The following is a 13,587-nucleotide window of genomic DNA, read 5'->3' as shown; positions in this document are numbered from 1 at the left end:
GAGTAGCACTCCTCGCAGGCGGGTGCTAACAGGAATTGAGTATAGGAATCTGCGGTGGCTCGATCCAATAACGAATACATGAAACGTTATCGGCGTTTGGCATTTGGCCGCGGTGCTTCGAGTACGCACATCACGCGTGCCACGCAACACCATCGGGGCGCTTTAACAAAGCCCCTTGGCGCGCGTTTGCGATCGCGCTCAGAAGTACTGGCTGGTTGCCAATCAACGTCCGGTCGCGGCGATACTTCTATAGCGAGCGCCCGGGTGGTTCAGCTCGCCGCGCGCTTCTGTATAGCCTGGACGTAGCGATTTTCCGGACGTGGCAGTCCGAGATTCTCGCGTAACGTCGTGCCTTCATACTCGGTGCGAAACAGGCCGCGTCGCTGCAACTCCGGTACCACCAGTTCGGCAAATTCGGTCAGGCCACCCGGCAACCATGGTGACATGATGTTGAAGCCGTCCGCGCCTTCTTCCTCGAACCACTGCTGCAATTGATCGGCAATACTCTCCGGAGTGCCAACGACTTGCTGGTGTCCACGAGCACCTGCTATGCGCAGATACAGGTCACGAATGCTCAGGTTTTCGCGGCGCGCCAGATCGAACAGCAGTTGCTGGCGGCTTTTGCCGCCATTCGTTTCCGGCAGGTCGGGCAGCGGCCCGTCGATGGGATACTTCGACAAATCAACACTGCCGGTCATTTTCGACAGCAATGCGAGGCCGACATCGGGGTGAATGAGGTCCTGTAGCGCGTCGAACTTGGCGCGCGCTTCTTCGTGGGTCCTGCCGATGACCGGGAAGATACCCGGCATGATCTTCAGATCCTCAGGTTGCCGGCCGTATTTAATGAGCCGCCCTTTGACGTCCTGATAGAACGCCTTGGCTTCATCGAGGGTCTGGTGCGCAACGAAGATCACCTCGGCGGTCTGCGCGGCAAGCTCGCGGCCGGCATCCGATGCTCCGGCCTGCACGACCACCGGCCAGCCCTGGGGCGAGCGGGCGATGTTGAGCGGGCCGCGCACCTTGAAATGCGGGCCGCGATGGTCCAGCGTATGCAGCTTGTCAGGATCGAAATAGAGTCCGCTTTCACGGTCGCGGATAAAAGCGTCGTCTTCCCAACTGTCCCAGAGGCCTGCGACGACGTCATAGAATTCGCGTGCGCGCTCGTAGCGAACGGCGTGAGCCGGGTGTTGCTCGAAGCCGAAGTTGAGTGCTTCCGTTTCGCTGCTTGATGTAACCAGGTTCCAGCCCGAGCGGCCGCCGCTCAAGTGGTCGAGCGAGGCGAACTTGCGTGCGACGTTGAACGGTTCATTGAACGTGGTGGAGACCGTCGCGATCAAGCCGATGTTCTTCGTGACTACCGACAAGGCGGCCAGCAGGGTCAGCGGTTCGAAGTGGTCGGCGCGGGCCGTGCGCGAGAGCGATGCGAGATTCGTATCCCGGATGCCTACGCTGTCTGCAAAAAACACCGCGTCGAATTTCGAACGCTCGGCGATCTGCGCGAGTTCAGCGTAGTGTGAGAAATCAAGCCCACCGGCCCGATGCGTCTCGGGATGACGCCAGGCCGCAATATGGTGGCCCGTCTCCATCAGGAAAGCACCTAGCTTGATTTGCCGCTTGGCCTTGCTCATTGGTTTGCTCCACGTCGTTGGGCGGTTCGGATGGGTGGACGCATATTCTTGGGCTTGGGCACGATTTCACCAATCAACGATTTTTGCTTTGCATATTCAGTGCAACGGCAAATGCATGGCGCTAAACCACGAAAACATCTGCGAGGTTGCCGCTCAGGCCGTCGGCGGTGAGCGTGTGGTTGTGTACACGTTTGTTGTAGATCGTCACCTGCTTCAATGTCACCAGGTCCACGATCGGCAAATCACGTCCGACGATCTGTTGAAACTGCCTGAAGTAATCCACTCGTTTACGTGGATCATTTTCGACTGCCGCGGTTTCCAGCAACTGGTCGACCTCCGGGCTTTGATAGTGCGTAGCGTTCGAAAACGGCACGCCTTTTTTGAAGTTGTGAGACCAGTAGAGGCGCTGCACGCCGACCGTCGGATCGAAGGTATTGCCCAGGAAGTTCGCGTCGAGATCGAAGTCACGATCGGTATAAATGCGCTTCACATAGCTGCCGAAATCCTGCGAGCGCACGGTTGCCTCAATGCCGGCGCGGCGCAGAGTTTGCCGCAGATACTCGGCTAGCCGGGCGAAGGTCGGATCATAGGGGTTGTAGTCGAGATTCAGCTTGAAGCGGAAGCCGTCGGACTGGCGTGGAAAGCCTGCCTCATCCAATAATTGTTGGGCGCTTGCAAGGTCGTAAGGCAACGCCTTCGCGGCCGGATCATAGAATTGGGTAAGCAGCGGACTGATCGGTGACGGCGAGATGATCCCGTAGCCATACCAGACCGAGCGCAGGATCGCTTGCCGATCGATGGTATGGGCAATCGCTTGCCGCACTTTCGGATTGGCGAGGTAACGATTGTCCAGATTAAACTGCAGTTGCGTCAGCGCCGCGTCGTAGCTGTAGCCGCGGGTTTCGAGCGCCAGATGCGGCAACGCCTGCAGCCGGGCAATGTCCGTCAACGGGACCGGATTCTCCCCGGCGAGATCCAGTTCACCCGTTTCCAGCGCAGCAGCGCGTGCTGCCGGATCGCTCATGAAGCGCACCACCAGTTCGTCGATGTAAGGCTTCGGCGCATCCCAGTAGTCTGGATTGCGGGCGAAGACGGCGTGACTGCCGCGTGCCCAACTTTTGAAAACGAACGGTCCGGTTCCTACGGGATTGATATTATGAGGATTACTCAGCGGGTCACTGCCGTCGTACAGATGAGCCGGCAAGATGGGGGATTCCGACGCAGCCAGCGCGTAGATCAGGTAGGGTGCCGGTTTCGACAAACGCAGTACGGCCGTGTGAGCATCGGGTGTGGCGACTTCGATCACGTTTGCGAAGGTCGAGCGTCCTCGTGAATGGTACTGCTTGAGCAATCCAATTGACGTCGCAACGTCCTTCGACGTAAACGGCTTGCCGTCGTGCCAACGTACATTCTGACGAAGCCTGAAGAGGTATTCGCGGCCGTCCGCGCTGATGGTCCACTGTGTCGCCAGTTGAGCTTGCGGGCGAACATCGAAGTCGTAGCTCAACAATCCTTCCGTCACCTTCGGACTGATTTTTTGCTCGGCGCCTGCGGTGGTCGCGAAGTTGATCAGCGCATTCGGCTCGGGATTGACCAGCAATGTAATCCGGCCACCTCGTCTCGGTGCGACTTCCGGTGCCGCTGACGATCCGACGGCGCTGGCTGCCAACGACGTCAGCGGCGCCAGCGCAACGCCGGCCGCGCCGCTAGCCAGACTGAGAAGGGTGTTGCGGCGGCTGGACTGAAAGGGTTTGCGCTGAATCATCGATCGTTCTCAAGGTTGGCAATGGGTTAGAGCAATAAGTTGCGGCTCAACTTAGCCTACGGACCTAAGCCGTCGGACTCAACGAAGCAATTACGGGATCTTTATGACTAGTCGGGTGAATCGACGAAGCCCTGGTCTGATTAACCGTCTTGATTATTCCGTCTGGCGCTTAGCACAACACGAATCGATGGTTCGTTACGGCCCGGTGCGCTGCTACATTTCGGGCTGTGATGCACCGCTTGGGTGCTCGCTCTATCTACAACTGCGCAGACCAACACATAATGAAAATCAAACTTCTCACCGCAGCTTTCATGGGCTCGCTGCTGTTCATGTCGAGCCTGGCGCATGCCGATCGCCTCGACGATATCAAGAAGGCCGGCGTGCTTCGCGTGGCGACTTTTGACAGCAATCCGCCTTTCGGCTTTGTCGATCCAAAGACCAACAAAATAGTCGGTCTTGATGTTGACTATGCGAAAGCGGTCGCCGACAAGCTTGGCGTGAAGCTCGACATCCAGCCGACCAACCCGGCCAACCGCATTGCATTTCTGACATCGAAGAAAGTGGATCTCGTGTTCGCCAACTTCACCATCACCGACGAACGCAAGAAGGAAGTCGATTTCAGTACGCCGTACTTCGCGTCGGGCACGCAGTTCATCGCTAAGAAGGGCACGCTGAAGTCGCCTGAGCAACTGAACGACCTGCGTATCGGTGCGGATAAAGGCACTACCAACGAGCAACAGGTTCGTACTCAGTTTCCGCGCGCAACGATCGTGGCCTATGACGACACGCCGTTTGCGTTCGCCGCGCTTCGAACGGGCAACGTCCAGGCGATCACGCAAGACGGTCCGAAACTTGTCGGCTTGCTCGCTAACGTGCCGGACCGCGACAAATACGAAATCCCGGCTTTCACGATATCGAACGACTATGAGGGCGTGGGTGTCCCTAAGGGCGAGCCGCGCCTGCTGAGTGTCGTCAATGACACGCTGACGGGTCTCGAAGCAAACGGTACCGCAGGCCACATCTATGACCAGTGGTTCGGGCCGAAAAGCCGCGCGCCGTTGCCGCGTTTGTTCAAGATCGGCGACCCGCAGAAAAGCTGATCGATGCATGTTTCAGCAAGCCCGCTTCGACCGTGAACGGTCGAAGCGGGCTTGGCATTTCAATCTTCCATTCGTGTTTAGCTGAATGATTCCAATGAACGGATGGCTCGCGCCGAAGTACCTGATCTGGCTGCTCCAGGGCTTCGGCATGACGCTGGGATTGTCAGCGTCGGTGATTGCCGCGGGAACCTTGGGCGGTTGCCTGCTGGCGCTTGCGCGCACTTCGCGCGCGGCGCCCGTACGTCGTGCCGCTGCGCTCTATGTATTGGTATTTCGAAACTCGCCGCTAATCGTGCAATTGCTGTTCTGGTATTTCGGCGTGGCGACTCTCTTGCCCGAAGCGGTCATGACCTGGTTAAACACGCCGCATGCGGTGGATCTCGGCTTGTTCAGGCTACATTGGCCATCGTTTGAATTCGTGGCGGGCTGGATCGGGTTGACCTGCTATTCGACCACGTTCATTGGCGAGGAATTCCGTTCGGGGTTGTCAGGTGTTCCCGTGGGGCAGCACAACGCAGCAGCCGCCCTCGGACTCACGCCGTTAGCCGCATTCGTTCATGTGATCTTGCCGCAGGCGGTGCGGATCTCGACGCCGCCCTTGTTCGGGCAGTACATGAATATCGTAAAGAACTCGTCGTTGACCATGGCGATCGGGCTGGCGGAACTCTCGTATTCGTCGCGTCAGGTCGATACCGAAACCTTCAAGACGTTTCAGGCATTTGGCATGGCGACAGTGCTGTACATACTGACCATCGCACTGCTGGAAGTGGTGCTCGTGGTGGTCCAGCGTAGCGGTTCACGAGCAGCGGTGCGCCGATGAACGACGCTCTTTCCGCCATCCTGTCGAATCTGCCGTACTTGCTCGTCGGCACGTTTCCCGATGGTCCGTTGGGCGGCGCGGCGCTGACGCTGGTGATGGCCTCGATCTCCGCCGTGTCTTCCGCCATCCTCGGGCTGGCAGGCGGCATCGGGCTTGCCATGACGCGTGGCGTGAGCCACGTGATCCTGCTTGGCGGAATAGGGTTCTTTCGCGCCATACCTGTGCTCATGTTGATTTTCTGGACCTTCTTCCTGCTGCCGGTCTTGCTTCACATCGACGTGCCCGGTTTGGCGACGGTCGTGGCCGCGCTATCGCTGATCGGCGGGGCCTACCTGTCGCATTCGGTTCATGCGGGCATTGAAGCAGTAGGGAGTGGACAAGCTCAAGCAGCGCTGTCGCTGGGGCTGACGCGCTGGCAGGCGATGCGTCATGTACTGCTGCCGCAGGCTATCCGCATCATGGCGCCGTCGTTCATTAACCAGTGGGTGTCGCTCGTCAAGGATACGTCGCTGGCCTACATTGTCGGCGTGCCGGAACTCGCGTTTCTTGCCAACCAGGTAAATAGCCGGCTGATGATTTATCCCGTGCAGATCTTCCTCTTCGTGGGCCTCGTCTATTTGATCCTGTGCACATCGCTCGATGCGCTGGCGACGCGCCTGTTGCTGGGACGAGCGCAAGCAACTGAGCGGCGCGTAAGAGCGCGCCCTGCGGCAATTGTCCCGTCGCCGGATTGAAGCCGAGCCGCGCTCGCCGCTCAGCATTCGTATACTTTCAATAATTACGCAAAGATCGAAGGAATTTTGTAATGTTCACCATCATCATACGATTGCCGATGTCGCAAAGCCTGCTTTAGAAATACGTTTTTATTGGTTCAGCTTCTGAGCGGCCTCTTTCATAGTGTCAATTGATGGCTATAGACGGTTGCATTTCCTCTGGCAGCCGTTTGGCCTCAATGAGTTTTCAAGTGACAGTACAAGGAGACGTCATGGCAGTTGAATTGGAAGAACGCGTAACTCAAGAATCTCATGAGGTACTGGAAGCGGCGCGCGCCGCAGCGGCAGCGAATCAGCTGCCCTACGCGGGAGGCGTTTCACCTCGCGACGCATTTGAGCTGGTTGAATCGGGCTCAGCGGTGCTTGTGGATGTCAGAACGACCGAAGAGCGCAAGTTCGTGGGTTACGTGCCTGGCAGTGTCCACGTGGCCTGGGCGACAGGCACGTCGCTTACGCGCAACCCGCGCTTTGTCCGGGAGCTGGAAGCAAAGACCGGCAAGGATGCAATCGTGTTGTTGCTGTGCCGCAGCGGCAATCGTTCCGCGCTTGCAGCGGAAGCCGCGGCGAAAGCAGGCCTTACTCAAGTGTTCAACGTCCTTGAGGGTTTCGAAGGGCAACTGGATTCGCAACAGCAGCGAGGCGCGCAGGATGGCTGGCGCTTTCAGGGCTTACCGTGGATTCAGGATTGATCAAACTCTAATGGCTTGATGCCGAAGGATCTCCGACTGTGGCTGCATTTGACATCGACGACATCGTCCAATCGCTCCAGACGGTGCGCCAGCAATGGCGCGAAGTGCAGAAGCGTTCGCTCGAACCGGGCGGGCGCGAACTGCCGGCACGAGAGGCGCTGGCAAATATTGTAGAGACCTTGAAGGGCGTGCTGTTTCCTATGCGGCTTGGACCGCACGACCTGCGTCAGGAAAGCGAGAACTTCTACGTGGGGCATGCATTGGATTCGGCCTTGCATGCTCTATTCGCCCAGGCGCAACTTGAATTGCAGTACCGCGATCGTCATCTCTCACGTGACGACGAAAACATCGCTGCCCGTGCGGGTGTCGCCGTTCGCGCGTTCGCGGCCAAGCTTCCCGAGATCCGTACGCTCCTTGATAGCGACGTGCTTGCCGCCTATCACGGCGACCCTGCCGCGGGCAGTGTGGACGAGGTGCTGCTGTGCTACCCCGGCGTCCTCGCCATGATTCATCATCGGCTCGCGCACGAGCTGTACAAGCTCGACCTTCGCCTGCTTGCGCGCATTGTGGCTGAGCTGGCGCACGGTGCAACCGGAATCGATATTCATCCCGGCGCGCGTATAGGCAAAGGATTTTTTATCGATCACGGGACGGGCGTGGTGATTGGCGAGACCACGGTCATTGGCGATCACGTGCGTGTGTATCAGGCTGTCACGCTTGGCGCGAAACGTTTTCCCCGCGATGCAGAAGGGCATCTGGAGAAAGGACTGGCGCGGCATCCGATCGTGGAAGATGAAGTCGTGATCTATGCGGGCGCCACGATTCTCGGCCGCGTCACGCTCGGCCGGGGGGCGGTGATTGGCGGCAACGTATGGCTGACGCACGACGTTGAACCGGGCGCTAACGTCACGCAGGCCATCTCGCGCAATGACGGCGTGCAACCGCGCGTTGCGGCGAGCGTGTCATGACCGAAGTCGTCCGCAACTTCGGAGCCGCCGTCAGGCTTTTACGCGAGGCGCAGGCCTGGTCGCAGGAGCAGCTTGCCGAGCACGCCGGCCTGAACCGCTCTTATATTGGCGAGATTGAACGCGGCCGTGTGACGGCATCCATCATCACGGTGCACAAACTCGCTCGCGCGCTCGACGTTCCCATGGCGGAGTTACTGCAACCCCTGCCAGTGAGCGGGCCAGGCTGATCATTTTTTCCGAAATGCCGTCTATAGCATGTTGAATGACCCGGGACGTCGTCTTCATAATGACGCTTCCTGATAAGCATTCCCGTTTTTCTTCTATAGACTTCGGAGCAACACATGACGGCAAATGTGGGCGGCCAGACGGCGCTCGGCGATAACGCAGCACGGCAACTAGCCAATGCCACCAAAACCGTTCCCCAGCTATCGACTATCACGCCGCGATGGCTCACGCACCTGTTGCAATGGGTGCCGGTCGAAGCCGGTATCTACCGGTTGAACCAGGTCAAGAATCCCGAGGAAGTGAAGGCGGCATGCACGCAACGTGAAGACGAAAGCGAGCTGCCCCGGACTTTCGTGCCCTACGACGAAAACCCGCGCGAGTATTTTCTGAATGCGGTCAGCACGGTCCTCGACGTGCAGACCCGTGTGTCGGATCTCTATAGTAGTCCGCATGATCAGATCAAGGAACAACTGCGCCTGACGATCGAAACGATCAAGGAATTGCAGGAAAGCCAGCTGATTAATAACCCGGATTATGGTCTGCTTGCGAACGTTGCCGAAGAACAGCGCGTGTTCCCGCTGACCGGTGCGCCGACCCCTGATGATCTCGATGAACTGTTGACGCGTGTCTGGAAAGAACCCGCGTTTTTCCTGACTCATCCGCTGGCGATCGCGGCGTTCGGACGCGAGTGCACGCGTCGCGGTGTGCCGCCGCCGACCGTGAGCCTGTTTGGTTCCCAGTTCCTCACGTGGCGTGGCATTCCGTTGATCCCGTCGGACAAGGTTCCTGTTGCCGATGGCAAGACCAAGATCCTGTTGCTGCGTGTGGGTGACAAGCGGCAAGGCGTGGTCGGCTTGTTCCAGCCGGGCGTGGCAGGCGAGCAAGGGCCGGGACTCTCAGTGCGCTTCATGGGCATCAACAACCACGCGATCGCCTCGTACCTGATTTCGCTGTATTGCTCGCTCGCAGTGCACTCGCCGGACGCACTGGCGGTTCTGGATGACGTGGAGATCGCCAAGTACCATGACTATCCTGACACCTACAAGTAAGCCAGTGAGCAGCGCTTCGCTTCCTGATGTTCCGCAGGGTGCCGCACCGGCCGGCTTGCCGGACGTCGCCACGTTGTCGCGTCTTGCTACCGCGTTCTTTACGGCGTTGCCCGGCAGCGCTACGCCCGCGCTTGCCAGCCTCGGCAGCGGCGGTGGTGAGTCGCTGTCGGCAGGACTGCCGGTGGCTGCGCCTGTGCTCGCGTCTGCGAGCAATCCTGCGCCCCCAGGCTCGCCGTTTGCGGGGCCGGGCGGTACAGGGACGGGCGTGCCGGGCCTGAGCCTTCCGCAGGGCAAGGCAGCAGGCACTAACCTGCTGCCGTCGTCGCCCACGCACGTTTTGTCATTAGGCAATCGTGTACCGGCGCTGGCGCCGCATGCCGTTTCGCAAAACAACCTGCCTGACTCCGTGACGACTGCCGCGCCCGCGCTGGAGCCGCGCTTTGGCGGCGCTGCGCTTGGCGTTGGCGCGCCCGATGCAACGCAACGAGATCAATCGGCGGTGTCGCCGTTCTATTTCTTGCGGGACGCGGGTGCGTCATCCGGTGCGAGCCGCGAGTTGCCCTTGCCTTTACCTGGTCATGACGTGCCAACGGCTGAATCGCTCGGTCTGCCGGCTTTGGACGACTTGCGCTCATTCAACGGTCGCGAGCGTTCAGTGTCGACGGGCAGTGAGTCAGACCGCAACGGTTCATTCTATTTTCTCGACCATGCTCGTGCGCCGCATTCGAATGAGCACGTGCCGAAGACCGGTTCGGCGCATCCGCCATTTGATGTCAACGCTATTCGTCGTGACTTCCCGATTCTGCAAGAGCGTGTGAACGGACGTCAGCTTGTCTGGTTCGACAATGCCGCGACCACGCAGAAACCTCAGTCGGTCATCGACCGTCTGTCGTATTTCTACGAGCATGAGAACTCGAACATTCATCGTGCCGCACATGCATTGGCAGGACGTGCGACCGACGCATACGAAGGTGCGCGCGATACGGTGAGACGCTTCATTGGCGCTGCCTCGGCGGAGGAAATCATCTTCGTGCGCGGCACGACAGAAGGCATCAACCTGATCGCGAAGACCTGGGGCGTGCAAAACGTTGGCGAGGGCGACGAGATCATCGTCTCGCATCTCGAGCATCACGCCAACATTGTGCCCTGGCAGCAACTCGCCGCGCAAAAGGGCGCGACGCTGCGCGTGATTCCCGTCGATGACTCGGGTCAGGTCCGTCTGGATGAATATCAGAAGCTGCTTAACAGCCGCACGAAGATTGTCTCGGTAACGCAGGTATCGAACGCATTGGGTACCGTTGTGCCGGTGCAGGAGATTGTCGCGATGGCGCATCGTGCAGGCGCCCGGGCGGTGGTTGACGGTGCGCAATCAGTCTCGCACATGCGTGTGAACGTGCAGGAGATCGACGCCGATTTCTTCGTGTTCTCTGGCCACAAGCTGTTTGGCCCGACCGGTATCGGCGTGGTCTATGGCAAACGCGATCTGCTCGAAGATATGCCGCCATGGCAAGGCGGCGGCAACATGATCGCGGACGTGACGTTCGAGAAGACCGTGTTCCAGGCGCCCCCAAATCGCTTTGAAGCGGGCACGGGCAACATTGCCGACGCAGTAGGTCTCGGGGCTGCGATCGACTATGTGACGCGCGTGGGTATCGAGAATATCGGGCGTTACGAACACGATCTGCTGGAGTATGCGACGAGCGTATTGCAGCCGGTGCCGGGCGTACGTTTGATCGGTACCGCGAAGGATAAAGCCAGCGTGTTGTCGTTCGTGCTGAAGGGCTATGAGACGGAAGAGGTCGGGCAGGCGTTGAACGAAGAAGGGATTGCTGTGCGTTCGGGTCATCACTGCGCGCAGCCGATTCTCCGGCGCTTTGGCGTCGAGGCGACCGTGCGGCCGTCACTCGCTTTTTACAACACATGCGATGAAGTCGACAGGCTCGTGTCGGTCGTGCGCAGGCTTTCGTCGCGGCGGTAGGCTAGACGCTGGAAACTGGTAGCGCAGCGCGCGGTCACGGCGATTGCGCAGGGCGGCGTCATCGGGTCACGATCCCTATATTCAACTTTAGGGGGAGTATCTCGTGGGCCGCTTACCCGCCACGCTCCCTGGGCCACTTTGGGAACGGCCACACGTCTGCGATCGGTTGTTCCACGCGGACGACCTTGGCAGCCCGCCCGCGGCATCCACACGACGTTCGCAGGCCGCTTCGTACGTAACTGGAGGCAAAGATCTTCCCGACCCCACAGTCACACTGGAAAAACCAGCGTGCGCCGTTCTTGCCGTGATTCACATAGTGCGACGCAGTGAGTTGGCCAAAGCGATGGCCGGCTGCGATTTCAATCTGACGCAAGCAGCCGCACGATAGCGTCTTGCGGTACTTGACGCTTTGAGCGTCGAGAACCTTTTCGACGCCGCACGCGCACCTGAAAAGCCAGCGAGAACCATCCTCCCGGGCTACAGCGGTAAGCCTGCCAAACGTGCGGCCGGTGATATCGATTGCCATCTTGAATCAGCTCAAAGCAAAACTGCTTGTCGTAAAGGTGCAGCGGTTTTCATTTCGTCCGCGCGATCAAAGCGTGGGTTGCCGGTGAGTGTCCCGGATCGGCCTACGCCAGGGGTTCAATACTGGCAGAGTGCGCGGATCAGCAGAGAATCATACCAACGTCATTGTACGAGCCCGGCCCTTGTGATGTGAAAGCCCGCGATTGCGGTCAATTCCTAACACAAGGGTTTTGTTGCGTTGAGCATTAGCGCCTTGAAGAATTGACGGCTGAGCGCGGCGTTTCGGTCGGTCGTGCAACCGTGAACTGCTGGGCGCTCAACTCTCGCCGATAGTGGAGAGAGCGCTTCGCCGACGCCAGATGGGGTCTACTGAGGGCTAGTCGGAACATCGTATTGCACGACGATCACGACTCGGCGATTGGCTGCGCGGGCAAATGGGTCATCACCCATCACAGCGGGAATATTGTCCGCGCGTCCGATAGCCGTGAGCCTGTGTGGCTCAATGCCCCGATCAACCAGGAATCGTACGAGCGAGCCGGCTCTCGCGGATGATAGTTCCCAATTGGACTCGTATTTTGCCGTCGATATGGGTACGGAATCAGTGTGTCCTTCCACCAGGATCTGTTGCGCCGAATTTTCTTTGAGCGCCGTCGCTACCTGGTCCAGCACTGCGTTTGAGTCCTGCATCAGATGGGCCTCGCCCGAGCGAAAGAGTATTTTTGCATTGATTTCGATCTCAACGCCACGTGCACTTTCGAGCACACGGATTTCCTGCTTGTCGCGCATTGCCTTCAATGCATAAATCAGTTCTTTCTTGGACGCCTGGACCTGTTCAAGCGCCGCAGTCCGGGGCGCTTGAACATTTGCAGCGGTTGCGCTGCGCTTTTCCAACGGTGCAAGCGTGAGACTCTTTGTTTCCATTTCTCGATGCTGGGCTAGCTGCATCGCGTACAGAGCGATGAATAGAACCATCAGGGTGGTGACGAGATCCGAGTACGAAATCAACCACCGCTCGGACAGTATCTCGGCCTCGTCGTCAAACTTGGGATTGGGTTTGGTAGATACCGAGGACATAGTCTTCACATAGAAATTGGCGCTGTAAAGTGCCTGGGGTCACATGCATCCGGGTCGGGCACTCGCGGCTGTACTGCATGCGGCGGAGAATTGCTATCTCCAGGCCATCAGTCATCCTTAGCGAATTCCATTGGGGCCTGGAGCGAGAGCTTCATCATCAACTTTACTTATTGCATACGCCTCTAAGCAATATCTGCTACGAGGCGGGCTTCGATCAACTGCGGAGACTCCTTGCGGGAGATGGCAAGCAGCCCGTCAAAGTACAATTTCTTGAAGCGTAGTTCGCTATCTATTCTTGCCTTGATTTTTCCGTAGATGGGCAGCAACAGGATATTGGCGAGAGCCAGTCCGTACAGCGTCGTGATAAAAGCGACCGCCACACCCTGGCCTAGCTGAGCAGGTTCCAGGAGGTGCCCAGTCACCTGAATCAGACCCAGCACCGCGCCCAGGATGCCGAAGGTAGGGGCATACCCTCCAGCCTGCAGCCATATCCGCGCCGCAGCCATCTGGTTGCGCTCGTACGCATCAAGCTCTCTTTGCAACGCGTCCTCAATCACGGCAGTCGGCACGCCGTTGGCGATCAACTCGAGTCCTCTCTTGGCAAAGGGGCTGATGCCTTCGGGATTGATGGTTTCGAATGCGAGCATCCCTTCCACTTTCGCTTTATGACCCCATTCGAGCAGGATGGTCAGGTTTTCCCGATCTATCGGCTTGGCCTTGGTGAAAACCATGCCGAGTTGCTTCACCCCAGCCGAGAACTTGGCCCACGTGTTCTGGACCATCACGGCGCCGATCGTGCCGCCCGCCACAATCACGATGGCTTCCAACTGAAAGAGCGTCAGGAAGCGGCCGCCTTCCAAAGTGAACCCGGCCACAATGGCGACGATGCCAAGCAGCGCACCGCACAGCGTTAGGATGTCCATTCGATCTCTCGTTTATCTTTTGACGGCTGCGATTGTTTTCGATGCTGATTCGCTGTATGGGTCAGGACAG

12 protein-coding genes are annotated in these 13,587 nt (G+C 58.7%); 8 read left to right on the top strand and 4 right to left on the bottom strand.

What is annotated here, in order from left to right; genetic code table 11:
* Positions 1-269 precede the first annotated feature (269 nt).
* Together FH08_RS0136715 and FH08_RS0136710 are read right to left on the bottom strand one after the other, a co-directional pair.
* The gene (locus tag FH08_RS0136715) at positions 270-1,628 is read right to left on the bottom strand and encodes an LLM class flavin-dependent oxidoreductase (protein WP_031363115.1); all 1,359 of its coding nucleotides are present in this window, start codon (positions 1,626-1,628) and stop codon (positions 270-272) included.
* A gap of 121 nt (positions 1,629-1,749) precedes the next feature.
* Positions 1,750-3,393 carry an ABC transporter substrate-binding protein gene (locus FH08_RS0136710; RefSeq protein ID WP_035568312.1) on the bottom strand — a complete coding sequence of 548 codons (1,644 nt, stop codon included), beginning with the start codon at positions 3,391-3,393 and terminating at the stop codon, positions 1,750-1,752.
* Positions 3,394-3,674: 281 nt separating this feature from the next.
* Between FH08_RS0136710 and FH08_RS0136705 the strand changes: the two genes are divergently transcribed.
* The 8 genes from FH08_RS0136705 to FH08_RS0136670 all read left to right on the top strand — a co-directional run bounded on the left by FH08_RS0136705 (position 3,675) and on the right by FH08_RS0136670 (position 10,995).
* Positions 3,675-4,493 carry an ABC transporter substrate-binding protein gene (locus FH08_RS0136705; RefSeq protein WP_031363113.1) on the top strand — a complete coding sequence of 273 codons (819 nt, stop codon included), beginning with the start codon at positions 3,675-3,677 and terminating at the stop codon, positions 4,491-4,493.
* 94 nt (positions 4,494-4,587) lie between these two features.
* On the top strand, positions 4,588-5,313 hold the full coding sequence (locus FH08_RS0136700) for an amino acid ABC transporter permease (protein ID WP_031363112.1): 726 nt from the start codon (positions 4,588-4,590) through the stop codon (positions 5,311-5,313).
* Positions 5,310-6,047: an amino acid ABC transporter permease gene (locus FH08_RS0136695; protein ID WP_031363111.1), complete on the top strand. Its 738-nt coding sequence runs from the start codon at positions 5,310-5,312 to the stop codon at positions 6,045-6,047. The genes FH08_RS0136700 and FH08_RS0136695 overlap by 4 nt, the downstream gene beginning before the upstream one ends.
* 251 nt (positions 6,048-6,298) lie before the next feature.
* Positions 6,299-6,775, top strand: a complete 477-nt coding sequence (locus tag FH08_RS0136690) for a rhodanese-like domain-containing protein (protein ID WP_031363110.1) — start codon at positions 6,299-6,301, stop codon at positions 6,773-6,775.
* A 38-nt stretch (positions 6,776-6,813) separates the two neighbouring features.
* Positions 6,814-7,743, top strand: a complete 930-nt coding sequence (gene epsC, locus FH08_RS0136685) for a serine O-acetyltransferase EpsC (RefSeq protein WP_031363109.1) — start codon at positions 6,814-6,816, stop codon at positions 7,741-7,743.
* On the top strand, positions 7,740-7,970 hold the full coding sequence (locus FH08_RS0136680; protein WP_031363108.1) for a helix-turn-helix domain-containing protein: 231 nt from the start codon (positions 7,740-7,742) through the stop codon (positions 7,968-7,970). Before epsC ends, FH08_RS0136680 begins: the two co-directional genes overlap by 4 nt.
* Before the next feature lie 114 nt (positions 7,971-8,084).
* On the top strand, positions 8,085-9,017 hold the full coding sequence (locus FH08_RS0136675; RefSeq protein WP_031363107.1) for a family 2A encapsulin nanocompartment shell protein: 933 nt from the start codon (positions 8,085-8,087) through the stop codon (positions 9,015-9,017).
* Positions 8,992-10,995 (top strand): family 2A encapsulin nanocompartment cargo protein cysteine desulfurase, encoded by a 2,004-nt coding sequence (locus FH08_RS0136670; RefSeq protein WP_031363106.1) that lies wholly within the window; start codon positions 8,992-8,994, stop codon positions 10,993-10,995. Before FH08_RS0136675 ends, FH08_RS0136670 begins: the two co-directional genes overlap by 26 nt.
* Positions 10,996-11,886: 891 nt before the next feature.
* Here the strand turns inward: FH08_RS0136670 and FH08_RS0136660 are convergent.
* Both FH08_RS0136660 and FH08_RS0136655 read right to left on the bottom strand, forming a co-directional pair.
* A complete protein-coding gene (locus FH08_RS0136660; RefSeq protein WP_031363105.1) occupies positions 11,887-12,594 on the bottom strand; it encodes an OmpA family protein in 708 nt (235 codons plus the stop codon).
* Positions 12,595-12,776: 182 nt separating this feature from the next.
* Positions 12,777-13,517 (bottom strand): motility protein A, encoded by a 741-nt coding sequence (locus FH08_RS0136655; protein WP_031363104.1) that lies wholly within the window; start codon positions 13,515-13,517, stop codon positions 12,777-12,779.
* Positions 13,518-13,587: the final 70 nt, after the last annotated feature.

This window comes from Caballeronia sordidicola (assembly GCF_000729995.1).
Lineage (GTDB): Bacteria > Pseudomonadota > Gammaproteobacteria > Burkholderiales > Burkholderiaceae > Caballeronia > Caballeronia sordidicola_A.
Note: the sequence above shows the minus strand (reverse complement) of the source record. Positions and strands in the feature narration are given on the sequence as shown.

Excerpts from the sequence above, each read along its gene's own strand:
- FH08_RS0136705 (WP_031363113.1), top strand. The coding sequence starts at position 3,675 with ATGAAAATCAAACTTCTCACCGCAGCTTTCATGGGCTCGCTGCTGTTC.
- FH08_RS0136690 (WP_031363110.1), top strand. The coding sequence starts at position 6,299 with ATGGCAGTTGAATTGGAAGAACGCGTAACTCAAGAATCTCATGAGGTA.
- FH08_RS0136670 (WP_031363106.1), top strand. The coding sequence starts at position 8,992 with ATGACTATCCTGACACCTACAAGTAAGCCAGTGAGCAGCGCTTCGCTT.
- FH08_RS0136710 (WP_035568312.1), bottom strand. The coding sequence starts at position 3,393 with ATGATTCAGCGCAAACCCTTTCAGTCCAGCCGCCGCAACACCCTTCTC.
- FH08_RS0136700 (WP_031363112.1), top strand. The coding sequence starts at position 4,588 with ATGAACGGATGGCTCGCGCCGAAGTACCTGATCTGGCTGCTCCAGGGC.
- FH08_RS0136715 (WP_031363115.1), bottom strand. The coding sequence starts at position 1,628 with ATGAGCAAGGCCAAGCGGCAAATCAAGCTAGGTGCTTTCCTGATGGAG.
- FH08_RS0136660 (WP_031363105.1), bottom strand. The coding sequence starts at position 12,594 with ATGTCCTCGGTATCTACCAAACCCAATCCCAAGTTTGACGACGAGGCC.
- FH08_RS0136675 (WP_031363107.1), top strand. The coding sequence starts at position 8,085 with ATGACGGCAAATGTGGGCGGCCAGACGGCGCTCGGCGATAACGCAGCA.
- FH08_RS0136680 (WP_031363108.1), top strand. The coding sequence starts at position 7,740 with ATGACCGAAGTCGTCCGCAACTTCGGAGCCGCCGTCAGGCTTTTACGC.
- FH08_RS0136655 (WP_031363104.1), bottom strand. The coding sequence starts at position 13,517 with ATGGACATCCTAACGCTGTGCGGTGCGCTGCTTGGCATCGTCGCCATT.
- FH08_RS0136695 (WP_031363111.1), top strand. The coding sequence starts at position 5,310 with ATGAACGACGCTCTTTCCGCCATCCTGTCGAATCTGCCGTACTTGCTC.